This is a genomic window from Pseudomonas maioricensis, from assembly GCF_022790535.1.
GTDB lineage: Bacteria > Pseudomonadota > Gammaproteobacteria > Pseudomonadales > Pseudomonadaceae > Aquipseudomonas > Aquipseudomonas maioricensis.
Genome location: NZ_LOHG01000007.1, coordinates 243792 through 269948 on the forward strand (window position 1 = coordinate 243792; position 26157 = coordinate 269948).

At 55.6% G+C, this 26157-nt stretch carries 22 protein-coding genes; 21 read left to right on the top strand and 1 reads right to left on the bottom strand.

Annotation, left to right across the window (positions count from 1 at the left end):
• The 6 genes from AUC61_RS13540 to AUC61_RS13565 form a co-directional block, all read left to right on the top strand.
• A partial coding sequence (locus AUC61_RS13540) for a hypothetical protein (RefSeq protein WP_243246766.1) occupies positions 1-237 on the top strand: 237 nt, incomplete at its 5' end.
• Positions 234-641: a flagellar basal body rod protein FlgB gene (flgB, locus tag AUC61_RS13545; protein ID WP_087273141.1), complete on the top strand. Its 408-nt coding sequence runs from the start codon at positions 234-236 to the stop codon at positions 639-641. The genes AUC61_RS13540 and flgB, both read left to right, overlap by 4 nt.
• A gap of 3 nt (positions 642-644) precedes the next feature.
• Positions 645-1085, top strand: coding sequence for a flagellar basal body rod protein FlgC (gene flgC / locus AUC61_RS13550; protein ID WP_087273143.1), 441 nt, complete (start codon positions 645-647; stop codon positions 1083-1085).
• A 15-nt stretch (positions 1086-1100) separates the two neighbouring features.
• Positions 1101-1781: a flagellar hook assembly protein FlgD gene (locus AUC61_RS13555; RefSeq protein WP_243246768.1), complete on the top strand. Its 681-nt coding sequence runs from the start codon at positions 1101-1103 to the stop codon at positions 1779-1781.
• Between the two features lie 28 nt (positions 1782-1809).
• The gene (gene flgE, locus AUC61_RS13560; RefSeq protein WP_243246769.1) at positions 1810-3165 is read left to right on the top strand and encodes a flagellar hook protein FlgE; all 1356 of its coding nucleotides are present in this window, start codon (positions 1810-1812) and stop codon (positions 3163-3165) included.
• Between the two features lie 202 nt (positions 3166-3367).
• Positions 3368-5116, top strand: a complete 1749-nt coding sequence (locus AUC61_RS13565) for a flagellar hook-basal body complex protein (RefSeq protein WP_243246770.1) — start codon at positions 3368-3370, stop codon at positions 5114-5116.
• Here the strand turns inward: AUC61_RS13565 and AUC61_RS13570 are convergent, their stop codons facing one another.
• Positions 5117-5308 carry a hypothetical protein gene (locus AUC61_RS13570; protein ID WP_243246832.1) on the bottom strand — a complete coding sequence of 64 codons (192 nt, stop codon included), beginning with the start codon at positions 5306-5308 and terminating at the stop codon, positions 5117-5119.
• Positions 5309-5616: 308 nt separating this feature from the next.
• Between AUC61_RS13570 and AUC61_RS13575 the strand changes: the two genes are divergently transcribed.
• The 15 genes from AUC61_RS13575 (at position 5617) to fliT (ending at position 26155) form a co-directional block, all read left to right on the top strand.
• Positions 5617-6354, top strand: coding sequence for a flagellar basal body rod protein FlgF (locus AUC61_RS13575; protein WP_122665686.1), 738 nt, complete (start codon positions 5617-5619; stop codon positions 6352-6354).
• Positions 6355-6401: 47 nt separating this feature from the next.
• The gene (gene flgG / locus AUC61_RS13580; RefSeq protein ID WP_243246771.1) at positions 6402-7190 is read left to right on the top strand and encodes a flagellar basal-body rod protein FlgG; all 789 of its coding nucleotides are present in this window, start codon (positions 6402-6404) and stop codon (positions 7188-7190) included.
• A gap of 123 nt (positions 7191-7313) precedes the next feature.
• Positions 7314-7997 (top strand): flagellar basal body L-ring protein FlgH, encoded by a 684-nt coding sequence (gene flgH, locus AUC61_RS13585; RefSeq protein ID WP_238599626.1) that lies wholly within the window; start codon positions 7314-7316, stop codon positions 7995-7997.
• Positions 7998-8010: 13 nt separating this feature from the next.
• Positions 8011-9120: a flagellar basal body P-ring protein FlgI gene (locus tag AUC61_RS13590; protein WP_122665683.1), complete on the top strand. Its 1110-nt coding sequence runs from the start codon at positions 8011-8013 to the stop codon at positions 9118-9120.
• Between the two features lie 11 nt (positions 9121-9131).
• Positions 9132-10346 carry a flagellar assembly peptidoglycan hydrolase FlgJ gene (flgJ, locus tag AUC61_RS13595; protein ID WP_243246772.1) on the top strand — a complete coding sequence of 405 codons (1215 nt, stop codon included), beginning with the start codon at positions 9132-9134 and terminating at the stop codon, positions 10344-10346.
• A gap of 10 nt (positions 10347-10356) precedes the next feature.
• Positions 10357-12426, top strand: coding sequence for a flagellar hook-associated protein FlgK (flgK, locus tag AUC61_RS13600; RefSeq protein WP_243246773.1), 2070 nt, complete (start codon positions 10357-10359; stop codon positions 12424-12426).
• Between the two features lie 13 nt (positions 12427-12439).
• A complete protein-coding gene (locus AUC61_RS13605) occupies positions 12440-14221 on the top strand; it encodes a flagellar hook-associated protein 3 (RefSeq protein WP_243246774.1) in 1782 nt (593 codons plus the stop codon).
• Between the two features lie 91 nt (positions 14222-14312).
• Positions 14313-17891 carry a glycosyltransferase gene (locus AUC61_RS13610; protein WP_243246776.1) on the top strand — a complete coding sequence of 1193 codons (3579 nt, stop codon included), beginning with the start codon at positions 14313-14315 and terminating at the stop codon, positions 17889-17891.
• Positions 17892-17960: 69 nt separating this feature from the next.
• On the top strand, positions 17961-20852 hold the full coding sequence (locus AUC61_RS13615; RefSeq protein ID WP_243246779.1) for a glycosyltransferase family 2 protein: 2892 nt from the start codon (positions 17961-17963) through the stop codon (positions 20850-20852).
• A gap of 311 nt (positions 20853-21163) precedes the next feature.
• Positions 21164-22090: a ketoacyl-ACP synthase III gene (locus AUC61_RS13620; protein ID WP_243246781.1), complete on the top strand. Its 927-nt coding sequence runs from the start codon at positions 21164-21166 to the stop codon at positions 22088-22090.
• Between the two features lie 395 nt (positions 22091-22485).
• Positions 22486-23334 (top strand): flagellin domain-containing protein, encoded by an 849-nt coding sequence (locus AUC61_RS13625; RefSeq protein WP_243246782.1) that lies wholly within the window; start codon positions 22486-22488, stop codon positions 23332-23334.
• Positions 23335-23405: 71 nt separating this feature from the next.
• Entirely contained in the window at positions 23406-23792 is a 387-nt protein-coding gene (locus AUC61_RS13630) for a flagellar protein FlaG (protein WP_243246790.1), read from the top strand.
• Positions 23793-23873: 81 nt separating this feature from the next.
• Positions 23874-25316 carry a flagellar filament capping protein FliD gene (fliD, locus tag AUC61_RS13635; protein WP_243246792.1) on the top strand — a complete coding sequence of 481 codons (1443 nt, stop codon included), beginning with the start codon at positions 23874-23876 and terminating at the stop codon, positions 25314-25316.
• Between the two features lie 117 nt (positions 25317-25433).
• Entirely contained in the window at positions 25434-25829 is a 396-nt protein-coding gene (gene fliS / locus AUC61_RS13640; protein ID WP_243246793.1) for a flagellar export chaperone FliS, read from the top strand.
• Positions 25830-25855: 26 nt separating this feature from the next.
• Positions 25856-26155 carry a flagellar protein FliT gene (fliT, locus tag AUC61_RS13645; protein WP_087273193.1) on the top strand — a complete coding sequence of 100 codons (300 nt, stop codon included), beginning with the start codon at positions 25856-25858 and terminating at the stop codon, positions 26153-26155.
• Positions 26156-26157 lie beyond the last annotated feature (2 nt).

Below are 26157 nucleotides of genomic sequence, written 5' to 3' on the forward strand. Positions count from 1 at the left end.
CCGAGCTTGCTCGCGAAAAACGATGATGTGGTCTGTCTGAACGGAAACTGGCAACTTTACGGCGCTCACCTTGCCGCTTATGCCACTCCCAGCGGAAATGCCTTGCCGCTTTTCTGGCATTGCCACTGCCTCCTGACCCGGCAACCCCTTGAAACAGGGCGTTTCTCAGATTGGCACGCTGATTGCTATGTCTCTATCAAGAAAATCTGGTCAACCGGTAAAGGTTTCCCGAAATGAGCATCAGCTTCGATAAAGCGCTAGGTATTCACGAAAAGGCACTGAGCTTTCGCGCTCAGCGTGCCGAAGTGCTTGCCAATAACATCACCAACGCCGACACGCCTAACTACAAGGCTCGCGATCTGGACTTCTCGTCCGTGCTGGCCGCTGAGAGCGACAAGGCAAAAAACGGCAAGTTTGGCCTGAACATGACCAATAGCCGTCATATCGAAGCTGAAGGCCTGGGCAACACAGACGGTACCTTGATGTACCGCACACCGTCTGCGCCGTCGCTGGATCAGAACACCGTCGATGCTCAGGTTGAAGGCGCCAATTATGCGGAGAACTCCGTCGGTTTCCAGGCCAGCTTCACCCTGCTCAACAGTAAATTCAAAGGGCTGGTTGCAGCCCTTCGCGGAGAGTAATTCATGTCTCTAGCCAACGTCTTCAACATTGCCGGTAGCGGCATGAGTGCTCAGACCACTCGTTTGAATACCACCGCCAGTAACATCGCCAACGCCGAAACAGTGTCTTCGAGCATGGATCAGACCTATCGCGCCCGTCATCCGGTGTTCGCGACGGTTTTCCAGCAAAGCCAGCAGGGCGGCGGTTCGCTGTTTCAAGAGCAGGGCGAAGCCGGGCAGGGCGTACAGGTCAACGGCATCATCGAAGATGCTTCTAACCTTGAAGCACGCTACGAGCCCAATCACCCGTCTGCCGATGGCAATGGCTACGTGTACTACCCGAACGTGAACGTCGTTGAAGAAATGGCCGATATGATTTCTGCCAGTCGCTCGTTCCAGACCAACGCGGAAATCATGAATACCGCCAAATCAATGATGCAGAAGGTCCTGACCCTCGGTCAGTGATAAGGGGCGAATAACATGGCCGTTGAAAACGATGTATCAACGAATTTTATAAATGCGCTGCAAAACCCTGCCGCGTCTTCTTCGTCGAAGAATGACGCGCTGGGCAAAGATGCTTTCCTGCAGTTGCTGGTTACCCAGATGAAAAACCAGAACCCGCTGGAGCCGCAGGACAACGGTGAGTTCGTTGCTCAGCTGGCGCAATTCAGCAGCCTGGAAAGCATGCAGAACCTGACGTCGACAGTAGACAGCATTGCTGGCCTCTATCAATCGTCGCAAGCGCTGCAGGCCTCTTCGCTGGTCGGGCGCTCGGTCATCGTCAATGCCGGTTCGACCACCGTCGATACCACTAAAGGCATGACCGGTTCGGTTGTTGTGCCGTCGGCAAGTTCGGTGACAACTGTGAAGATTTATGACCCACAGTTGAACCTGGTCAAGACCATTGATATGGGCACCCAGTCTGCCGGTAACGCAAGTTTCACCTGGGACGGCACCAATGATGCCGGTGAAAAAGTGGCTGCAGGCAACTACAGCTTCGTGGCTAACGGTTCTCTGGAAGGCAAGTCGACTTCGTTGGCGACTTATCTACCTGCAACGGTCAATAGCGTAACGACCGGGGTTAACGGTGCAGAAATGGTACTTAATCTGGCCGGCGGCCAAAGTATCGGTCTGTCCCAAGTAAAAACTATCGGAATTTAGAGCCGACTCGACGGCGAAGGAGTGTTACATGTCATTCAATACCGGTCTTAGTGGGCTCTATGCGGCGAACAAAAGTCTCGACGTGGCGGGCAACAACATTGCCAACGTTGCGACCACGGGTTTCAAAGCTTCCCGTGTGGAGTTTGCCGACCAATACGCGCAATCCATTCGTGGTACTTCCGGCAACACCAACGTCGGCAGCGGCGTAAGAACAGCAGCGGTGTCCCAGCAGTTTACCCAGGGCACCCTGACCACCGGTACCGCGAACAGCCTTGACCTTGCGATCAACGGTAACGGCTTCTTCATGATCAGCAACAATGGCGAAAGTCTGTACACCCGTGCCGGTGCATTTCACACCGACAAGGAAGGCTATATCGTCAACAGCTCGGGCATGAACCTGCAGGGCTATAACGTCGATGCTGATGGCAACGTGGTAACCGGGATTGTGCAAAACCTGCGTGTCGATTCGTCGAACCTGGCGCCAAACCCGACTAACAACGTAACGATCACGTCGAACCTTAACTCCACCGCTGTTGCTCCTACGGTTTCACCGTTCGACCAGTCGAATGTCAAAACGTACAACAGCACGTTCAGTACTCCGATCTACGACTCTCAGGGTAATCAGCACTCTCTGGATCAGTATTTCGTGAAAACCGGTACTAACACTTGGGACATGTATACCCTGATTGACGGTCGTTCTATTGATAGTCCGGCGACGACGTCTCCTGACGTGGTGACGCCGAGCGTCAACACTCTGACCTTCGACTCATCCGGTAAGCTGGTCAGTACGACAGTCAAGTCGCCGGTTCCAGTTCCTCCAGCATTGGCCAACGTTGCTGTGAATGCTGACGGCACGATGCAGATCAATAACTGGAACCCAGCGCTCAACTCAGGTACGGCCACAGTGCCTAACTGGGTGGATAACGGTGCTGATCCTGCGGTAGGCGGCGTCCAGTTGGATATGTTGGCAACCACACAAACTGCTTCGGTTTCCGGTGCTATCGCCAAGAGCCAGAACGGCTACGCGACTGGCCAGATCAGCTCCATGAACGTCGACGCTACCGGCAACATGTTCGCCACCTACACCAACGGTCAGTCGAAGGTGATTGGTCAGGTTTCGCTGACCAACTTCGCCAACGTCCAGGGCTTGTCTCCTGCGGGCGGCACCAACTGGCGTGAAACCTTCTCTTCCGGTGTGCCTGTCACTGGCGCTCCTCAGTCGGGCACCCTGGGTGACATCACCGGGCAGGCGCTGGAAGACTCCAACGTTGACCTGACCATGGAGCTGGTTAACCTGATCAAGGCGCAGAGCAACTATCAGGCTAACGCCAAGACGATCTCCACCCAGAGCACCATCATGCAGACCACTATTCAGATGGCTTGATGAAAGTCGCTGTATTAGCTGCTCCAGAAAGCCCCTTTTCGAAGGGGCTTTTTTATGGGCGTTTGAATAATAAAATTCGGTCCTACAGTAAGTAGTAAATTCCGGATAGGTCACGCAATGACCTTGGAAATTTCCCACGCACGATGATGTGAGAATAAAACTTCCTCAATAAAAAACCGATCACGGTAAAAAGGGAGTTTTCATGTCGTTCAATGTTTCTATTGGTGGAATAAAAGCAGCAAATAAAAGACTCGAAGTGACGGGTAATAATATCGCCAACGTTGGCACGGTCGGATTCAAATCGTCACGAGCGCAGTTTTCTGCCTTGTATTCATCCTCGTATCTTGGGAGTGGGCAGAACTCGGTGGGTGATGGTGTGCGCCTGGCTTCCGTCAGGCAGAACTTCAATCAGGGCGAGAGCATAACCACTTCAGGGAGCCCGCTTGATATGCGGATCCAGGGCAACGGCTTTTTTGTGGTCAGTGATCGTGGCTCTCTTGCTTACACTCGTGCGGGCGCCTTCCTCAAGGATGCGCAGGATTATGTCGTCGATGATGAAGGAGGGCGTCTGCAGGGGTATGCCGCCAATGACAGCGGCGAAATCATGACAGGGGTGCGCACCGACCTGAAAATTGACACGTCGAATATCGCACCCAAAGCGACAACACGGGTTGCCGGAAATATCAACCTGGACGCCTCTCTGGCCTCAATGGCGCAGGTGCCGGTATTTGACCCGGGAAATCCCGCTACTTATACGCGCATGACCAGCCGGACGATCATGGATGAAGGCGCCGATCCATTGCCGCCTGCTGCGCATGAGCTCAAGCAATACTTCGTCAAGACTGAAGATAATCAGTGGTCAATGTACGTCTTGATTGATGGGCGTAACCCCTTGGATCCGGCCAGTGTCAGCCCGCAACAGGTGACGCTGGAAAAGGCTGCGGACGGCACGGTGCGCTTCTCGGGCAATAACCAGCACATCAGGAAAATATCCGATACCGAGTTTTCGTTACAGGGCTGGCGACCCGCAGAGCAGGTCGGCGCGGCCTGGGTAGCCAATGGTTTTGCCAATGGCGGGGCGGTGTCGTTGCCCCTGAGTGATGGTCCGGCGAGTGCGCTCAATGTTGGCGACGCAGTGATGCAAAGGCCGGTGCCGGTGTTCAAGGCAGCTGACGTGAAAACCTATAGCCGGGTGTTCGCCAGTGCGATCTTCGACAGTCAGGGAAAGCAGCACGAGCTGAAGCAGTACTTTGTCAAAGACGGGGCGAATAGTTGGCAGATGCATGTGCTGGTCAATGACCGCAACCCTTTGAACCCGGAATCAAAAGAGCCGTTGACGGCCAATGCGGTATTTAACGCTGACGGTTCGCTGAGGTCATTGACCGGCTCGCCGGGCTTGATGAATGGCGGCGCCAATAGCTTGCAGCTTGAGGGATGGGTACCCGCGATGGCTCGCGATCCCGGGACGAGTCGCGAACGCTGGATCTCCAATGGTGCGGCAACTGCCGATGGCGGCATTGCAATCGATTTGACCACTCTGCGTCAGCACAATGCGCCGAGCAGTCGTTCTTCACAGCAGGTTGATGGTCACTCGGCGGGGCAGTTGAACGCGTTGATCATTGGTCGCGACGGGATTCTGCGAGGCGGATTCAGTAACGGCCTGACCCGCAATATTGGTCAGGTGATGCTGGCCAATTTCGCCAATCTGCAAGGGTTGCAGCCTCAAAGTGATACGCGCTGGACCGAGACCGTTGCCTCGGGACCGGCAGATTTCGATGCGCCGGGCGCGGGTGGTCTGGGAGGGATTATCGGTGGGGCCCTAGAAGGATCCAATGTCACCCTGGCTGACGAGTTGATCGCGTTGATTCAAGCGCAAACAGCCTATCAGGCCAACTCGAAAGCGATTTCCACCGAAGTGACGTTGATGCAGACGTTGATTCAGTCGACCTGATCAGATCGAGCAATCTGACTTGATAAAGGAGCCGTTAAGTCGTTTCCAGCCCTTGCCGGGGCTGGTTTGCGCGCAGACGACACGGTCTGCGCCTTGCCATTTGTAATAGCGGGCGTTTTTGGCCTGGCTGGCGGGCGTAACCATCATCAGGGTTATGGCAATGATCAGGGCGTAACCTGCATGAGTGTTCATGTCAGTGTTCGGGTGCTCTATGGGTTGCGTTGAGGCAGAGCCTATCACTGAGTGAGTTTGATTCAGAGTCATTTTCTGGCGCGGGTTTGATCTTTGCGCAGTTTTTTTGGCGGCTCAAACCACTTCACTCTCGAAATGTGGCAATCCTCCGCCACATTCCGGTCATGGACTTCAGTCGGCGCCGCTGGCGTGTCCGTTTTTGCTGAACATTCAGTGCTTTGTATCGCGTCTTACAAGTTGGTCCGGATATTGCTATCTCCCTGTTAGAACAGCTACAGGCGGCAAGCGTCTGTCAGAGGAGGATGACTGTGGACAAGTTGCTTTACGTCGCGATGAGCGGTGCATCTGAAAACGCCGTTGCGCAAAAGGCTCATGCCAACAACCTGGCAAACGTATCGACCAATGGCTTCATGCGTGACCTTGAGCAGGCGCGTTCGATGCCGGTATTTGGCGAGGTTCAGCCTTCGCGTGCCTATGCCATGAGCGAACGTCCCGGTACTGACTTCAGTGGCGGCGCATTGATCGAAACCGGTCGCGAACTGGATATCGCGGTCAAGGGTGATGGCTGGATTGCTGTTCAGACCCCTGACGGTGGTGAGGCTTATACCCGTAGCGCAGGCATGAATATTGATGCCGTGGGTGTGCTTCGTGCTGGCAACGGTTTGCCGGTCATGGGCAACGGCGGTCCTATTGCCGTGCCGCCTCAGCAGCAAATTGAAATCGGCGCCGACGGCACCATCAGCGTTCGTTCGTTGGGTGAAAGCGCTCAGGTGATGGCCCAGGTAGACCGCATCAAGCTGGTCAGACCTGACGTGTCCACCATGGAAAAAGGCCCTGATGGCTTGATCCACCTCAAGAGCGGTGCCGCTGCTCCGGCAGATGCCAACGTTCAGGTCGAGTCGGGTTTCCTGCAGGCCAGCAACGTTAATGCCGTGGAAGAAATGACCGCCGTGCTGGCGCTGTCCCGCCAGTTTGAATTGCACGTCAAGATGATGAAAACCGCCGAGACCAATGACGAGTCCGCGACTCGCATCTTGCAAGGCTAACGATTGATAGCTTGCGTCGATGATCCGACGCTCGAGGAGATTCAAGAATGCTTCCAGCACTGTATGTAGCCAAAACCGGTCTCGCCGCTCAGGACATGAACCTGACGACCATTTCCAACAACCTGGCCAACGTGTCGACCACTGGCTTTAAAAGTGATCGCGCTGAATTCCAGGACCTGCTTTATCAGATCAAGCGCCAGCCGGGTGCTCAGTCGACCCAGGACAGCGAATTGCCGTCGGGTCTGCAACTGGGTACCGGTGTACGCATTGTCGGCACGCAGAAAAACTTCACTGCCGGTAGCCTGGAAACCACCGAAAACCCGCTCGACATCGCGGTCAACGGTCGTGGTTTCCTGCAGATCATGCAGCCGGACGGCACTATCGCTTACACCCGTGACGGTACTTTCCACCTGGACGGCAACGGCCAGATCGTGACCGCCAACGGTTACGCGCTGGAGCCTGCAATCGTGGTTCCACAAAACGCCCAGACCTTCACGGTCGGTCAGGACGGCACTGTGTCGATCACCCTGGCGGGTGCTGCTGCAACGCCACAGATCATCGGCAACATCCAGACTGCTGACTTCATCAACCCGGCCGGTTTGCAGGCTCAGGGCGGCAACCTCTTCCTGGAAACTGCCTCCAGCGGTGCACCGCAAGTCGGTACGCCTGGCTTGAACGGTCTGGGTACTACGTTGCAGAACACGCTGGAAGCTTCCAACGTCAGCACTGTTGAAGAGCTGGTGAACATGATCACCACTCAGCGCGCTTACGAGATGAACTCCAAGGTCATCTCCACCGCTGACCAGATGCTGCAGAACCTGACGCAGAATCTGTAACACCTTGATGTACCTGTTTGACCTGTTGCTGTACCCGCTCAATTCGATGAGGCGTCTGCCTGGCGCCTGCTACACCGCGAGGTTTTAAGTGTCATGAAACGGCTATCTGTTCTGCGGTTTTCAATGTTGGTGGTGCCATTCTGTGGAGTTGCTCTGCTGGCAGGCTGCGTTGCGCCCAATGCCAAACCTAATGACCCTTATTACGCGCCGGTGATGCCGCGTACACCGCTGCCTGCTGCGGCGAACAACGGTTCGATTTATCAGGCAGGTTTTGAGCAGAACATGTATGGCGACCGCAAGGCTTTCCGTGTGGGCGACATCATCACCATTACCCTGTCGGAGCGTATGGCGGCGAGCAAGGCAGCCAGTTCGGCCATCACCAAAGACAGCACCGCCAATATCGGTCTGACCTCGCTGTTTGGTTCCAGCCTGGTCACCAACAACCCGATTGGTCGTAACGATTTGAGCCTGAGCGCTGGCTACAACGGTGCGCGTTCCACTGAAGGCGACGGCAAGGCTGCGCAGAGCAACAGTCTGACCGGTTCGGTCACGGTCACTGTTGCCGACGTGATGCCTAACGGCATTCTCGCGGTGCGTGGCGAGAAGTGGATGACCCTGAACACCGGTGATGAACTGGTGCGTATTGCGGGTCTGGTTCGCGCTGATGACATCGCCACCGATAACACCGTTTCGTCCACTCGTGTGGCCGATGCGCGCATTACGTATTCAGGTACTGGTGCATTTGCCGATTCGAGCCAGCCAGGCTGGTTTGACCGGTTCTTCCTCAGCCCGTTGTTCCCTTTCTGATAGCGGGATAAACATGATCAATCTCAAGCAACTGCTCGCAGCCGCACTGCTGTTGTCCACCGCGTTCGGCGCTCATGCCGAGCGTCTGAAGGACATCGCCAGTATTTCCGGCGTACGGGCCAACCAGTTGATCGGTTATGGCCTGGTAGTCGGTCTCAATGGTACGGGTGACCAGACCACGCAGACCCCGTTCACCTTGCAGACCTTCAACAACATGCTGGCTCAGTTCGGCATCAAGGTGCCAGCCGGTTCTGGCACCGTGCAGTTGAAGAACGTTGCAGCGGTAGCGGTGTACGCAGACTTGCCTGCGTTCGCCAAGCCGGGGCAGACCGTCGACATCACTGTGTCGTCGATTGGTAACTCAAAAAGTTTGCGCGGCGGTGCGTTGTTGATGACCCCCATGAAAGGTGTCGACGGCAACGTCTATGCGATCGCTCAGGGCAACCTGGTCGTGGGCGGTTTTGATGCTGAAGGCCGAGATGGTTCGAAGATTACCGTCAACGTTCCGTCGTCCGGTCGTATCCCGGGCGGTGCCTCGGTAGAGCGGGCTGTACCAAGCGGTTTCAACCAGGGCAATACCCTGACGCTGAACCTGAACCGTTCGGACTTCACCACCGCCAAGCGCGTGGTGGACAAGATCAATGATCTGCTCGGGCCAGGTGTTGCCCAGGCGCTGGATGGTGGTTCGGTGCGTGTGACTGCGCCGTTGGATCCGGGTCAGCGTGTCGACTATCTGTCGGTGCTGGAAAACCTCGAAATCGATCCGGGTCAGACCTCTGCCAAAGTCATCATCAATTCGCGTACCGGTACCATCGTGATCGGTCAGAACGTCAAGGTTTCGCCTGCGGCTGTGACGCACGGCAGCCTGACAGTGACCATTACCGAAGACCCGATTGTCAGCCAGCCAGGCCCGCTGTCCGGTGGTCAGACGGCTGTGGTGCCGCGCTCCAAGCTGAATGCGCAACAAGAGCTGCACCCGATGTTCAAGTTCGGCCCTGGTACTACCCTGGACGAGATCGTCCGTGCGGTTAACCAGGTGGGCGCTGCGCCCGGCGACTTGATGGCAATCCTTGAAGCCTTGAAGCAGGCCGGCGCGTTGCAAGCCGACCTGATCGTGATCTGAGGACGTTGTCGATGGATATGCCCAAGGGCCCGATTTCTTCAGCAGTCGATTCAGGTGCCTACACCGACCTCAATCGCCTGAACTCGTTGAAAACCGGTGATGTGAACAGCGATGCCAACCTGAAAAAGGTTGCGCAGGAGTTCGAGTCGCTGTTCGTCAGTCAGATGCTCAAGGCAATGCGTTCTGCCAACGAAGTGCTGGCCAAGGACAACCCGATGAATACTGCCGCAACCCGGCAGTATCAGGACATGTATGACCAGCAGCTCTCGGTGACGTTATCCGGTCGTGGTAACGGTATCGGGCTGCAGGATGTACTGATGCGTCAGCTGTCCAAGACTCGCAACATGCACACCGCTGCAACCGCTGATGCGGCAAAGGGTGATGCTTCGACTGCTGCGAACGGTCTGGCTGCCAGCGTTCAGCAGCGGCCGTTGTGGGCAACCCGTTCGGCGGCGAGTGACAAGTCCGCCGTTGTCGCCGAAGGGCGCAACGATATGGCTGCACTCAATTCCCGGCGTCTGGCGTTGCCGAGTAAGCTCACTGATCGATTGCTGGCAGGCATCGTGCCGGCTGGCGCTACCGAGTTGTCGCCTGTTGCCCGCACTAATGTGGCGAGCAAAAGCAGTGGCAATGGCGACTGGACAATGGACCCGAATCTGGCTCCTGCCACACCGCAGTACGTGCGCAGCATGGCTCAGCCGCCACTGGCTCCGGCCAAGCGCGCGTTCGGTAACTCTGATGAGTTCATGGCGACCATGTTGCCATTGGCCAAGGACGCTGCCGCGCGCATTGGCGTGGATCCGGCGATATTGGTGGCGCAGGCTGCGCTGGAAACCGGCTGGGGTAAATCGATCATGCGTCAGCAGGACGGTAGCAGTAGCCACAACCTGTTTGGCATCAAGGCCACGGGTAGCTGGAACGGTGCGCAAGCCCGGGCAATTACCAGTGAGTTCCGTGACGGCAAGATGGTCAAGGAGACGGCGGACTTCCGTTCCTACGACTCCTTCGCAGACAGCTTCCATGACCTGGTAAGCCTGTTGCAGAACAACAATCGCTATAAAGAAGTGGTTAATTCTGCCGATAACCCGGAACAGTTTGTAAAAGAGTTGCAGAAGGCTGGATACGCTACGGATCCAGACTATGCCAGCAAGATTTCGCAGATTGCGAAACAGATGAAGAGTTACCAGAACTACGCCGCCGCTACGGGCTCTTCCACGACTTTATAAGGTTTTAATCATGTCGCTGCTTTCAATTGGGTTGTCCGGGATTAACGCGAGCAGTGCCGCGATCAATACCATCGGTAACAACACGGCTAACGTGGATACCGCGGGTTATTCGCGTCAGCAGGTGATGACCACTGCATCGGCACAGCGCAATATCGGTATCGGTGTTGGCTTCATTGGCACAGGCACAACCCTGTCCGATGTGCGCCGCATCTACAACAGCTACCTTGACGCCCAATTGCAGTCGAGTACCTCTCTCAGCGCCGACGCGGTTGCCTATTCCGGACAGGCCAGCAAGACCGACACCTTGCTGTCTGACAGCACGACCGGCGTGGCGGCGCAACTCTCGAAGTTCTTCACTGACCTGGCGGCCATTGGGACTAACCCTACCCAGTCTGCCGAGCGCTCGGCATTCCTGACCCAGGCCAATGCATTGTCTGCCCGATTCAATTCGGTGGCGGCGCAGTTGTCCTCGCAAAACGAGAACGTCAACGCACAGCTGGATACCTACACAAAGCAAGTCAACGAACTGACAACGACGATTGCCAGCCTGAACAAGCAGATCTCTCAGGCTTCTGCCGGCAATACATCGCCGAACAGCTTGCTCGACTCGCGCGGCGAAGCGGTTCGTCAGCTCAATGAGCTGGTGGGCGTGAAGGTTATCGAAACCAACGGCAATTTCGACGTTTATACCGGTACCGGTCAGTCGCTGGTCAGCGGCGGCACCTCGTACCAGATGAATGCAGTGCCAAGTAAAGACGATGCGCTGCAGTACAACCTACAGATCACCTACGGCCATACCTCCACGGACGTGACGTCGGCTTTGACCGGCGGCGCCATTGGCGGCCTGTTGCGTTATCGTTCGGAAGTGTTGACCCCGGCTACGAATGAGCTTGGGCGGGTGGCTATCGTGCTGGCCGACAAGATCAACAGCCAGCTCAGCCAGGGCATCGACAGCAAAGGTAATTTCGGTTCGGCACTGTTCAACAATATCAACAGTGCTGCCCTGATCAGTCAGCGAAGCATCGGCGCAACCACCAACAGTGCAGGCTCAGGCAACCTGGACGTGACTATCACGAGCTCCAGTGCGCTGACCGCCGACAATTACGAGGTCACTATTGGTTCCGATGGCGACAGTTATACCCTGCGCCGCTTACCTAATGGCGAGACGGTAGGTACCGGCGCGCTGAGTGATGATCCACCGAAAGAGTTTGAAGGCTTCAAGATGAGCCTTCACGACCCGCTGACCGCTACGGTTGCGGCGGGTGACACGTTCAAACTCTCGCCAACCGGTAACGGGGCTTCCGGCATCGCCGTGGCCTTGACCGATCCGAAAGACATCGCTTCAGCTGCTCCGCTGACGGCTACTGCGGGCGCTGGCAACACCGGCACCGGTGGTTTTACCCAGCCGACGATTACCAGCGCACCGGATATCTACACCACTACAAAACTGGCTGATTGGCAGGGTGCGATCAAAGACTCGACGCCAATGCGTCTGGTCATGGGCGCCGCTACCGGTGGTGTACAAACTTACTCCTTGCTGAGCGCCTCGGGCAGCCCGGTGCTGGACCAGAGCGGTAACGCCATCACTGGCACCATCGTTCAGGGTCAGACCAACACCATTAAACTCAACGTGGGTTACACGGACAACAGCACCACGCCGACCAGTCAAACGGCGTTGACGGTCGAAATGACCATCTCCGGCACCCCGCAAGCCAACGATACCTTCAGCATCGGCATGACCGGCGCTGGCTCTGCGGATAACCGCAATGTGACTGCGGCAGTTGCGTTGCAGACTGCCAAAACCGTGGGTGTTAACAACGGCGGAGCAGGTAGCAGCCTTTCCGGTGCATATGGCGACCTGGTGTCGACTGTCGGCACCCGTGCCAGCCAGGGTAAAAGCGACGTGACGGCGACCGCTGCCGTGTTGACTCAGGCCAAATCTGCACGCGACTCAGTGTCCGGCGTATCGCTGGATGAAGAAGCGGCCAACCTGATCAAGTATCAGCAGTACTACACCGCGTCTTCGCAGATCATCAAGGCGGCGCAATCCATTTTCAGCACGCTGCTCAACAGTCTTTAAGGAGTCGTAAATCATGCGTATTTCCACTACTCAGTTTTACGAGGTTTCGACCCAGAACTATCAGCGTAGCTACGCCAACGTGGTCAAGACTGGTGAGGAAGTCTCCAGCGGTATCAAGCTGAACACGGCGAGTGACGACCCTGTTGGTGCTGCACGCGTACTGCAACTGGCCCAGCAGAACTCGATGCTGACCCAGTACAAATCGAACATCAGCGTGATCAACAACAACATCGCCAACAGCGAGACGGCGCTGGACAGCATTATCTCCTCGATGCAGGCCGCCCGTGAATTGATCGTCAAAGCGGGTAACGGCTCGTACACCGATGCGGACCGGATCTCCACTGCCGGTGAACTCAAGCAGCTGCAGAGCCAGATTCTGGGGTTGATGAACACCCAGGATTCCAACGGTCAGTACATCTTTTCCGGCAGCAAGTCATCGACACCGCCGTACACGCTGAACTCCGATGGCACCTACAGCTACGTTGGCGACCAGACCACTATGGATCTGGCGGTGGGCGACGGCCTCAAATTACCGAGCAACGTTACCGGTTTCGAAGCCTTCGAGAAGTCTTTCGGCGCTGTGCGTACCTCATCGACGCTCACCAGCGGCCCCAACGACGGTAAAGTGGCGTTGTCCGGCGGGCTTTTGAAGTCCACCAATGCTTACAACGCAGCCTTCCAGGGTGGCGAGCCTTACTCGATCAGCTTTACCAGCGGTACTCAGTTCAAAATCACCGACAAAGCCGGTAATGACGTCACGTCCGAAGCCTCAACGGCCGGTGTCTTTGATTACAAAAAAAGTGACACTCAGTCGTTCACGTTCCGTGGCATCGAGCTGGGCTTTAACATCAATCTGTCGGAATCGGATAAAGCCTCACCTGCAGCGGCAACCGCTGCATTGACGGTACCTGTGCGTGCCTATTCGGTGGCTTCCACTCTGGATAGCATCACCACTTCGCGTAGCCCGGGTAACCCGTCGGCGACCACCATCAGCAATGCCGAGATTGGTTCGAGTGCAGCTGACAAGGCTGCCTATAACACGACGTTCCCGAGCAGTGGTGCAACGCTTCGTTACTCCGGCACCAATGGCTATGAGCTTTATGCCTCACCGTACGCGGTGGGCAATACTCCAGTGGCCACCGGAGTAGTGACGAGTACATCGGTGAGTGCCGGTGGCGCTAACTTCACCGTGCCGGGTACCCCGGCGGACGGCGATACATTCAATGATGCAGCCAATCCGGCGGTCACACTGCGGTATTCGTCTACCGACGGCTATGAACTGTATAACGCGCCGTACAACACCGGTGATACGCCTGTAGGTACCGGGACTATTACCGGGACGGTCGTGAAAGCGGCAGGTGTCGAGTTCACCATGGCTGGCAACAATGCGGTGGATGGCGACGTATATACCGTTCAAGCCGGTAATCACCAGACGCAGAACGTACTCAATACCTTGTCTGCGGCAATCAAGGCGATGACGACGCCGAGTAACGGGGACATCACCGTCGCGCAGGGCATCAATGCGGCGCTTACGGCTGCGCTGGGCAACATCACCAATAACATTGAGACCGCTTCGACGGCGCGATCCATTGGTGGTGCGAATCTGGTAGCGGCAGACGCTCAGGGGACGACCAACGAGTTGCTTCTGGGCAACAACGAGCTCGAGTCCGGTAAGATCGTCAACACCGACCTCGTGGAAGCCACCACCCGACTGACGCTGCAGCAGACTATGTTGCAGGCCTCGCAGACCGTCTTTACCCAGCTTTCCAAGTTGAATCTGTTCAGCCAGCTGTAAAAACGCTAGCGTACGAGCATTGGCCGTTTTTTTTCAGCGGTACGGGGAGCCAGTCGACTGGCTGGTTCCTCACCGCTCGTGAGTCCGCATTGTGAATTCAGCTCCCCTTGTCAGCATCGTCATTCCCGCCTTCAATCCGCGCTTTTTCCGGGCCGCGTTACAGAGTGCCCTCGATCAGACTTACGAACATCTTGAAATTGTCGTGTGCGATGACTGCATCACCGGCGAGATCAAAGCGATATACGACACGTTAGTACCTGATGCTGGGGGTATTTGCCGCTATGTAGCCAACCCTTATCGTCTGGGGCTTCAGCAAAACTTCCTGCGTTGCCTGGAAGAAGCCCAGGGCGAGTTCATCAAATTTCTGTGCGACGATGACTGGATATCGCCGACCTGTATCGCCATCCAGGCCTCAGTGCTGGGCAAGTATCCGGACGTTAATCTTGTCGTCGCCAAGCGCCATCTGGTGGATGTGCAGGAATACGTATTGCCCTTGCGAATGGGGAACGTAGGTCTCTCGCCTTACAGCGCTGTGTACCGGGGTGTGGACTTGCTTGCCATGTTCGAGAGGGCACCACGCAATTTGCTGGGTGGCTTCAGTGGCAGCCTGATGCGCCGCGCGGACGTTCTGGAATATTTGCCATCGCTAGCCCAAGAGGGCGAAGGGTTTGTCGCACTGCTGGACTTTACTCTGTTCATCTGCCTGCTTCGCCGCGGCAATCTGGTTGAACTGATCAGCATTGAAAGTACTGAACGTGTCCATCCTGATCGTTTCAGTAACAAGCCTGGCATTTACCAGAAGGCGACCCAGGAATGGGAATGGCTCAAGTTGATGCTGGCCGCCCGCACAGGCGAGAGCGCTCCGCAATCCGGATGGGTCCGTCATATTGCACTCGGTGATCGCGGACCTGAGGAGGAGTGGGACGAGTTCAACCTCTACGCGGTAATGGCGGATCGTCAGGGCGTATTGAACGGTCGGGTCGGCAGTGAAAGTGAAAGCTTCAGCCAGCTGTATGCCCAGTGGCTGGCCTGCAGGCAGTTCAATCCGCTACAGAAAAAACTCAATACGCGCCGTGCGGCTGCCTGGACCTGGCGTCCGCGGATCGTGACGGTGGTGCTGGATGTTCAGGGTGAACCCAACCTGCTTGACGTCACGTTGCAGAGTATCGCCGGCCAGGATTATGCCGCCGAGGCTGTGATACTGCTGAGTAATACGGCAAACACTGACAAGTATGATGCAGTGCGTTATCCGCTGGAGAGCAACTGGTCACGCCAGCTCAATGAAGTGCTGGCGCAACTGGACAATGCCGACTGGATTTATCTGTTGCGGGCCGGTGATGTACTCAGGTCTCCGGCGTTGATGATCCTGGCCGAACGTATTGTGCACATGCCGCACGTTAGCTGTGTATACAGCGATGAAGGCGCACTGGATGCAGACGACAAGTCGGTTGACTCAGTCTTCAAGCCTGACTTTAACCTCGACTTGCTACGTGGCTATCCTTATGTTGGCCGCGCCTTGGCATTTCAGCGCCAGTGCATCCTGGAAATGGGGGGGCTGAACCCGCAGTACGGTGAACTTGCACCCCACGATGCCATTTGGCGACTGGTCGAAAGTCAAGGCACGCAGGCGATCGAACACATTGCCGAACTGCAGGTCGAGTCGCACCTGTCTTACTCTCACTGGTTGTCCTTACCTGAAGTGGTTGAGCAAAGTGAGCCGATACTGTCGGCGCACTTGCAGCGTATTGGCGTGGAGCATGTGATTCATCATGGGCAATTGCCGCTGCTGAACCGGGTAGAGTATCTGCACCCCGAGCGTCCGCTGGTTTCGATCATTATTTCCGTCAAGGACCAGTTGGCTGCTCTTGAGCGTTGCGTCGACAGCCTGTTCAGCAAGACTGCGTATGTGAACTACGAGGTCCTGCTCGTTGATAAAGGCAGTGAAAGCGCCGAGACGCGTGATTGGCTGGCCGCAATGGGATCGTTGGGCAGTGACAAGTTGCGGGTGCTTGCCTACGAGGGCAGCACCAACGAAGCCGCGACCTTCAACTATGCCTCAGAGCAGGCACGGGGTGAGTATCTGGTCTCCCTCAGTCCGCATGTTGTCATGCATGATTCGGACTGGCTGGACAGCCTGCTCAATCATGCACAGCGTTCCGAGGTGGGTGTTGTTGGTGCCCGGATACTGAGTCTGGAAGGCACCGTGCTTCATGCAGGCACGGTGCTCGGCATGCAGGGGTTGGCGGGTAAACCTTTTACCAATGCATCGGTCACTGAGCCCGGCTACATGTACAGGCTGCAAATGGCGCAAAACTGGAGTGCCGTCAGCGGTAACTGCCTGATTGTTCGCAAGGATGTGTTTGATGCCATTGAAGGCATGGACGGAGCTGCTTTCAGTCAGGGGCTTCAAGACATTGACCTGTGCCTCAAGGCCGGACAAAGCGGTTACCTGGTGGTCTGGACGCCTGACGCCAGTGTCGTGTGGGTCGAGCCTGCTGCCGGTGCGCTTGCCATTGCTTTCCCGGAGCGGGTTGAAGATGAACAGCAGCGTTTTTACAAACGCTGGCTGCCCGCTATTGCCCGAGATCCTGCCTATAACCAGAACCTGAGTCTGGATGGCGGCGCAGGATTTGATCTTGAACCCGGACGAATTGCTGGCTGGGACCCGTTCTGCGGTCGACGCGAACCGTCGGTGCTGGCGCTGGCAATTAACCAGACCGCCGTTGGGCATTACCGTGTAACCCAGCCGTTTCTCGAGTTGCAGGCGGCAGGGCGCATTGTCGGGCGCACTGGCTTCGACGCACCGTCTATCGTCGAGTTACAGCGTCAATCACCAGACGTCGTGGTCTTTCAAGGCTGCTACTCGGAAGTCAGGCTTCCTAACGTCGTCAAGGTCAAAGCCCACTCTCAGGCAATGCGGATCTTTGAGCTGGATGATTACGTCGTCAAGGTCCCGGCCAAGAACGATCATGTGCGCTCGATGCCTCGTAACCTTGAGGCCAACTTGCGCCGTGGCATTGGCATGTGCGACAGGGTCGTTGTGTCGACCTATCCGCTGGCCCAGGCATTGGAAGGCATGCACAGCGATATCCGGGTCGTGCCCAATATGCTGGCCACTCACCTTTGGAGCAACTTGCACGGCAAGCGTCGCACGTCTACCAAGCCTCGTGTGGGTTGGGGAGGGGGCACCAGTCACCGAGGAGATCTGGAAATCATCGCCGAGGTGGTGCGTGAGTTGGCTGATGAGGTCGAGTGGGTGTTATTCGGTATGTGCCCCGACTCCCTCAAACCTTATATCCATGAATTCCACCCGGGGATCAGTCTGGATACCTATCCGGCGAAGCTGGCAAGCCTGAATCTGGATCTGGCGCTGGCGCCTCTGGAATTTCATATCTTCAATGACTGCAAAAGCAATCTGCGCTTGCTTGAGTATGGTGCTTGCGGTTACCCGGTGATCTGTACGGATACCGAAGCCTACCGAGGTCACTTGCCTTGCACGCGGGTTTACAGCAACAGTACGCAAGAGTGGTTGCAGGCCATCCGGATGCACTTGTCAGATCCGGACGCAAGCTATCGTATGGGCGATGAGTTGCGAGAGGCCGTGCTGCGCGACTTTATGTTACGCGGAGAGAATCTGCAGTATTGGGTCAACGGCTGGCTGCCGGACTGACCTTTAAGTAAACACGCCGCAGACCGCTGATAGAGCGTGTCGTGCCATGGAATCACAATAGGAAGCATTATGCAGAGCAATGTCGGGAAGCAGGCTAGTACCTCGATGAGAGAGCGTTTGACCGTGGTCCTTGTCGCTCACAAGCAGCCGGACTCATTGCGTCGCGCATTGAAATACTATGCTGATTTTTCATGCGCGATTCTGGTCGTCGATACTTCCCCTGAGTTGGACGCACAAGTCGCCCAATCGGGTGCGCAATACTTGCACAAGCCGCTGCTTGCTCATGCGGGAGCGAGCGCCAGGACAGCAGACATTCTGCCGAATGTGACGACTCCCTTGGTGGTGATGGCTGATGTCGACAGTTTCCTGTTCGCCGATGCTTTGAATGATGCTGTGCAGTTTCTAGATAGCCACGAGCAGTACGTCGCTTGCCAAGGTTATAGTCTGACGTACAGCGCCGATGTCAATCATGTGAATTACTTCCGTCGTGACCGCAAGGTGTGCGAGGACTATTCGGCAGAAAGTCCACATGAACGGGTCGCAACGTTCATGGCGCAGGGATTCCCGCTGCTCAACGCGGTTATACGCAACGCTACTTTGCAGGGCTGGTCAGCTTCCTTGCCAGCAGACACCGATGCGCACTGGCAGGAAATCGGCCAGATGCACTACTTGCTGGGTGTCGGGAAGGTGCGCATTCTGCCTGTTCCTTATGCACTGCATGCAGCGCGTGATCTCGAACAGGAAGTGTCGCGTGATCGGGATATTCGCAGTGCGCTGAAGTATGTCGATCCCAAGGCCAGGGCTGAGCGTGAAGGTTTTGCATCGACCCTGAGCGAAATATCAGGTGCGGTATTCACCCCGCAGCAGGTGCTGGACGGTTTTACAGCCCTTGCCGAATCACTTGAGACACAGAGTTATCTGGCCAGTGACAAGCTGGTTTGCTCCAGGTGGAACATAGGCGTCAATGAGCCTGAACCGCTTTTCGAGCCCCGTCAGTTTGTGGAGCTGCCATTTTACACCCCGTCATTTTTCAGCTTGCTCGAGCGGATCGAGTTTCTCATCCATTTGATGCCGGCCGGTCACGCTCATCTGGCTACTTTGGAAAGTGCACTGCTCAAGCAGGCGGAGCTCGCGCGTGTGCAGAGCAACCCGGATGCCGAGGCTCTCGAAAGTCGTCTTTGGCAGGCATATGAGCTCTATTCGTTCAATGCCGGTATTGTGCAGCGCCTTATTAGAGAACTGCGCTCCACCGAGACGCAGGCAGAGGAAGTCGAGCGACTTGTTGAGTGGTACGACCGCTTGCAGGCCGCGAGTGGTTCAGACAACGGCAAGCTGCTTGACGATATGCCATCGGGCCGATTGCTTAACTGGCTGGACTCCCGTGATCCTGCCCCGGCGGCGGTTAAAAAGCTGACTGCCGGCCTGGCTCGTAATCCGAAGGGGTCGCAGATCGGGATTCTGTTACTCGATCTGGAAGCTGATGTATTTAAACTGCAAGCGACCTTCGACAGTTTGATCAATGGTTTCAGCCGCTCCTTCAAGGTCATTATCTTTACCACCGCCAAGTCTCCGGCAGTGACCACCCCAGAAAATACGCTGCATTTCGTCAAAGTTAGCGAGAGTAACTACGTCGACAAGATGAATCAGAGTGTCAAGCAATCCAACTGTGACTGGTTCACCCTGGTACAGGCGGGTGAGGTCTTCACCAAGAACGGCTTGCTCCAGGCTTCGCTTGAGTTGGCAGACGCTGCAAACTGCCGCGCAGTCGCCATGGACGAGATTCACCGGGTTGAGGACGGTACGCTGACTCACGCATTCCGCCCGAGCTTCAACCTCGACCTATTACAAAGCTCGCCTGTGCTCATGGCTCGTCACTGGCTGATTAACCAGCAGGCCATGCTTGAGGCCGGTGGATATTCCCGTGAGCTCTCCGGCGCAATTGAACTTGACCTCCTGCTGCGTTTGATTGAGCAAGGCGGAATGAGCGGCCTGGCTCACCTGAGCGAGCCGTTGCTGATCTGTGACGCTCCCGAGCTGGAGGTCAATGAGGATGAACAAAAAGCACTGACCCGCCATCTGGCCAATCGCGGCTACAGGGCTGAAGTCAGCTCCGCGTTGTCCGGAACCTTCAAGATCGATTATCGCCATGCCGTTCGCCCGACCGTATCGATCCTGCTTGAAAGTCGCGATAACCTCCCTGAATTGCAGCGCTGCCTGCAGAGCATCCTGCAACGTACACGCTATCAGCGTTACGAAGTGCTGATCTGCGATAACAACAGCGGTGATGCCGGACTGTTGGCATGGCTCGATCAACAGGAGCAAAGCTCCAATCGAGTTCGTGTGTTCAAAAGCGATCAGCGTCTGAGCGCCGCTGTCTTGCGCAACAGTGTCAGCCAGGAAGCCAAAGGTGAGTACCTGGTTCTGATGGATGCCGAAAGCCAGATTGTTAACGTAGGCTGGATCGAATCGTTACTCAATCAGGCTCAACGCCCGGAAGTGGGTGTAGTAGGCGTCAGGTTAATTGATCCGGAGGGCACCGTTACTCAGGCGGGTCTGATTCTGGGGCTCAAGGGTGGCGTCGGTTCTGCTTTTGTCGGCGAGCCGAAAACCTCTCATGGTTACATGCAACGCCTGGTTGTAGAGCAGAACTATTCGGCGGTGTCGTCGGCGTGTCTGATGATTGGCAAAGAGCTTTACGATGCAGTCGGCGGGCTGGACGAAGGTCAGTTTGCCGATGAGTTAGGTGACGTCGACCTGTGCCTCAAGGCGGCTCAGGCAGGTTACTTGACGGTCTGGACCCCTCATGTGCAGGTCGTTCACTCCGGCGAAGTGCGCGCCAGCGAGTCGACTCTTGAGGCGTTGAAGGATAAGTGGCCTGGACCGTTCGCCCATGATGAGGCCTACAACTCCAATCTTGCCCTTGATGGCCCAGGTTTCACACTGGGTGCAATCCAGGCATAGGGCCGCGCCGGGATCGGGCGCTTGTCGTCTCAGATCCCCTGCAGTTCTGGCTCTGCATTCATTATTGTGGGATTTCAGGCAGGCCGTATGGCCTGCTTTTTCGTTAAGGCAAAAATTAGTCAAAACGTGCGGATCTGGTGACCTGCGGGTCATAAAGTGCATCTTCACTGTATTGTGTTGCAGGGAACGCCATGCGCCCGACTTGCTTAACGTGCCCATCGCCCTGAAAATGTCCCGCAAATCACCTCTTTCGGTAGCTCCCTGATTTTTGTGGGACGAATATTTACCTGTTTACTAATCGGGAAGCCATGATGATTGGCATAAAAAGCATAGCGAGTTACGTGCCCACAGCCGGTGTGGATAACTACGCTCAAGGTGCCAAGTTCGACAAGGATGAAGAATTTATCCTGGGTAAGATCGGCTCCACCTTTCTGCCGCGCAAAGACGCTGGCCAGGAAACGTCGGATCTCTGTGTCGAGGCGGTCAATAAACTGTTGGCCAATAACCCGCAATTGAGCCGTGAAAGCATTGATGTCTTGATCGTCGTGACTCAGAACGGTGATGAAGAAGGTTTGCCGCACACCGCTGCCATTGTCCAGGACAAGCTTGGCCTGTCGACCAATGTGGCAGCGTTCGATATCTCCCTGGGCTGCTCCGGGTATGTTTACGGTATCTATGCGATCAAAGGCTTCATGGAAGCCGCTGGCCTGAAAAATGGTTTGCTGGTGACTGCTGATCCGTATTCCAAGATCGTTAATCCCGAGGATCGAAACACCACCATGCTGTTCGGTGACGCCGCGACGGCCACCTGGATGGGCGAAGATGCCATCTGGCAACTGGGTAAGGCCAAGTTCGGCACCGACGGTTCCGGCGCGCCGCATTTGAAGGTCAGCGATGGTGTGTTCTTCATGAACGGTCGTCAGGTGTTCAACTTCGCGTTGCTTAAAGTCCCTGCGCATTTGCACGAGCTGCTGGCTGACTCCGGTCTGCAGCCTGATGACATCGACGCTTTCTGCATTCACCAAGGCAGTGCGGCAATCGTTGATGCGGTGGCGCGCCGGTTTGAAGACAAACCCGAGAAGTTTCTCAAGGATATGGTCGAGACCGGCAATACCGTGTCATCCAGTATCCCGCTGCTGCTCGAAAAGCATGTGCTGGATTCGACCTGGACCCGCGTTGCGCTGAGCGGGTTTGGTGTAGGCCTGTCCTGGGGTTCGGCCATTATCTATAAAGGCTGACTGGGATCTGTAGGAGGGGCGCGCGTCCACCGCGCTCCCTCGTTGATAGTGTTTAGCTTGTTGGCATACGCGCCATACCATCAGTACTCTCGCGGCTAAAGCCGCTCCTACGGATTACGCACTATCGTAGGTTTTCCCGAGCGGCGCTTCTGCTGCTTATTCCCATAAAGAGGGCGCTTGCTGGCAATTCGGCAGCGTTTTCCTGACGTCATTTTTCCGTTGGTTATCTGGTAAGCCCTTGTTTTACAGGGGGTGGCCGTCTGCTAGTAATTTTTTTCAAAAAAACGCTCAAGCAACTTGCTATTGCGACGATAACTATTACGAAGGTTCTCTAGGCACACCCGGCGCTTGCAGGGGCCGGAAGCCCGCAGTACTCATCCAACGAGGAATTCATCATGGCTTTAACAGTAAACACCAACGTTGCATCCCTGAACACTCAGAAGAACCTGGGTAAGGCAACTGACGCTCTCTCCGTTTCGATGACTCGTCTGTCCTCGGGCTTGAAAATCAACAGCGCTAAAGACGACGCTGCTGGCCTGCAAATCGCTACCCGTATGACTTCGCAAATCCGCGGTCAGACCATGGCGATCAAAAACGCCAACGACGGTATCTCGATCGCTCAGACCGCTGAAGGCGCTCTGCAAGAATCGACCAACATTCTGCAGCGTATGCGTGAACTGGCTGTTCAGTCCCGTAACGACAGCAACAGCTCGACTGACCGTGACGCTCTGAACAAAGAGTTCACTCAGATGAGTGAAGAACTGACCCGTATCGCCAACAGTACCAACCTGAACGGCAAGAACCTGATCGACGGTTCCGCCAGCACCATGACTTTCCAGGTTGGTTCCAACAGCGGTACTTCCAACCAGATCTCTCTGACCCTGACTGGCAGCTTCACTGCTGACAAACTGGGCGTTGGTTCGGCAATCAGCATCAGCGGCGCCACCAGCTCTGCTTCGGAAGCTGCATTCTCGGCCGCACTGGGTGCAATTGACTCGGCTCTGTCGATCATCAACGCCACTCGTGCTGACCTCGGTGCTGCACAAAACCGTCTGACCAGCACCATCTCCAACCTGCAGAACATCAACGAAAACGCCAGTGCTGCACTGGGTCGTGTACAAGATACCGACTTCGCTGCTGAAACTGCACAACTGACCAAGCAGCAGACTCTGCAACAAGCTTCCACTGCTATCCTGGCTCAGGCTAACCAACTGCCTTCCGCTGTACTGAAACTGCTTCAGTAATTTCGGAATGAGTTTTGGCGGGGGAGTGCGATTCGTGCTCTCTCGCTTTTTTACTTTCGGAGGTAATGGTCATGGATATGAGTGTAAAGCTGAACCTGTCTTATCCTGCCGCTCAACCGGCGACGCCAGCTGCTACTCCGGCTGCGGTCGTGGATAAGTCGGTAGAGAACTCTTCTGTCGCAAGTGTTGCTGCTTCGGCTGAAAGTAAAAATTCTCAGCAGGATATGTCTCAGAACGAAGAAAATGTAAAAGCTGCTGCGGAGGACATTCAAAAGTTCTTTCAGTCGGTCAAGCGTAATCTCGAGTTCTCGACTGATGAATCCTCTGGCCGGTTGGTAGTCAAAGTTATTGCCAGCGACTCGGGTCTGGTGATTCGGCAGATTCCCAATGAGGAAGTGTTGAAGTTGGCTGAAAGCTTGAGCGATGCGAGCAGTTTGTTGTTCAGAGCTGAAGTCTGAGTACTGGCACGAAACTTGTTGCGGGTTTTATGAAGCGGTAAAAGGTCAAAAGACCGGCAACACTCTTGAAGGGAGATGCACATGGCAAGTCCAATTTCCGCGAGTACGGGTCTGGGTTCCGGCCTGAATATCGGTGACATCGTCAAGGTCCTGGTTGATTCGGACAAAGCGGCGAAGCAGAACCAGATCACCACGCAAACCAGTAAGACGACTGCGTCCCTGTCTGCCGTGGCCAAGCTTCAGTCTGCCTTGACAGCTTTTCAAGACTCGATGAAGGCGCTCAACAGCACGACGACTCCGGCGTTTCTGGGGTTTGCGGCTACGTCTTCGACCGAAACCACGGCCAAGGCAACTGCCACCAATGCTGCGGTAAACGGTACGTACAATCTTGTTGTCAAGCAGTTGGCAACTGGCTCAAAGGTGGCATCTGCCGCAATCAGCCCGGCTCAGGCAAGTGCCATTCCGAGTGGTAAACTGACAATCACTCAAAATGGCATTGATTATGATGTCACCCTCAAGGGTGGCACGCTGGAAGAAACCCGTAACGCGATCAACACCTCGCTCCAGGGTAAAGGCATCAGCGCCAACATCATTAACGACGCAAACGGCGCGCGTCTGGTGTTTACGTCCACGACGACCGGTGCCGGTAACGACCTCAAGGTTGCGGGCGATGCCGCGTTCGGTACGCTGTTGGACATTGATGGCACCAAGACGATGAATGACACAGCGTCGGGTGGGGTTCCTGGCGCTGGGTCGATTTCTGGCTTCGCTCAGGATGCCAAATTCACCATCGACGGCCTGGAACTGACCAGCGCCAAGAACAAGGTCGAGGGCGCTGTCTCGGGTCTTACTCTTGAGCTGGTATCGGGTGGCAACGGTGTTGATGCATCAACCTTCAAGTCCTCAACCGTCACCGTTGCAACCAACACCGACGGTTTGAAAACTTCATTGCAGACCTTTGTCAACTCCTTCAACACGCTGGTCAATCTGGTGACTACGCTGACCAAAGGTTCGACGAACGCCAAAGGCGAATTTGTTGCTGCGGAACTGACGGGCGACTCGGCACCACGCAACATGCTTGCTGCAATCCGCAGTGAGATCGCGACGTCGACCAGCAGCAGCGGTCTGGGGTCTCTCGCGCAATTGGGTATTACCACGCAGGGTAACGGTACGCTGTTGTTGGATAACGTTAAATACACCGCTGCGATGAACGACAAGAAGTTGAGTGGGCAGGTTCAGAACCTGTTCACCGGCGATACCGGTTTGCTTGCTCGTGTCACCAAGGCAATCACCCCGTTCAGTCAAACGGGTGGGATCCTGGCGCAGAAGACGACTCAACTGAACAAAACCCAGGCGCAACTGACGGCCCAGCAGGATGCGCTGGATCGTCGTGTCGAGTCCCTGACTGCATCGTTGACCAAGAAATACAACGCCATGGACCTTGTGGTAGGGCAGTTAAAAGCTACCGCCTCCAGCATTACCTCGATCTTCGAGGCCATGAATGCTCAGAAGAACGCTTCGTAAGTAAAGTGTCTTGCCAAAACCCGACCGCCGTGTCGGGTTTTTGCTTTAGGCTAAAGTTTTTTGACTGGGCGTCGATAGCTTGGTTATGTGAATCCTGGAGTTGTTACGAGGTTATCTATGAATCCTATGTTAGCGTTGCGTCAGTACCAGAAGATTGGCTCTCAGGCTCAGACCTCTGAAGCCAGTCCTCATCGTCTCGTGCAAATGTTGATGCAGGGTGGCCTGGATCGCATGGCTCAAGCCAAGGGGGCAATGGCTCGCAAGGATCTGCCTAATAAAGGCATCTTTATCAGCAAGGCGATTGCCATTATTGGCGGCCTGCGCGAAGGCCTTGATCTGGACAAAGATCCGACTGACGCATTGCGTAATCAAGATAATCTTTATCACTTCATGATGAAGCGCTTGACTGAGGCGAACGTCAAGAATGACCCGAAAATACTGGATGAAGTCGCAGGCTTGCTGATTACGGTCAAGGAAGGCTGGGATGCAATTGCTGATCAACAAAATCAATAAGAAGCTGTTGTACTGAGGGTATTGACATGAGTGCTGCACTCAAGCGTATCGAAGAAACTCGCGAAGCGCTGGTTGGCGCCTTGGCTGAGCGCGATTGGGAAACCATCGGCAAACTGGATCTGGCCTGTCGTGCCTGTGTTGAGGATGTCATTAGTGAAGATACGCCTAATGAGCCGGAGTTGCGTAATAACCTGGAAGAGTTATTGACGGTGTATCGGCAGCTGATTGACACTGCAACGGGCGAACGTCAGGCAATTGTCGACGAAATGACGCAAATCACCCAAGCCAAAAATGCAGCAAAGGTTTACCATCTGTTTGATTCGTGACC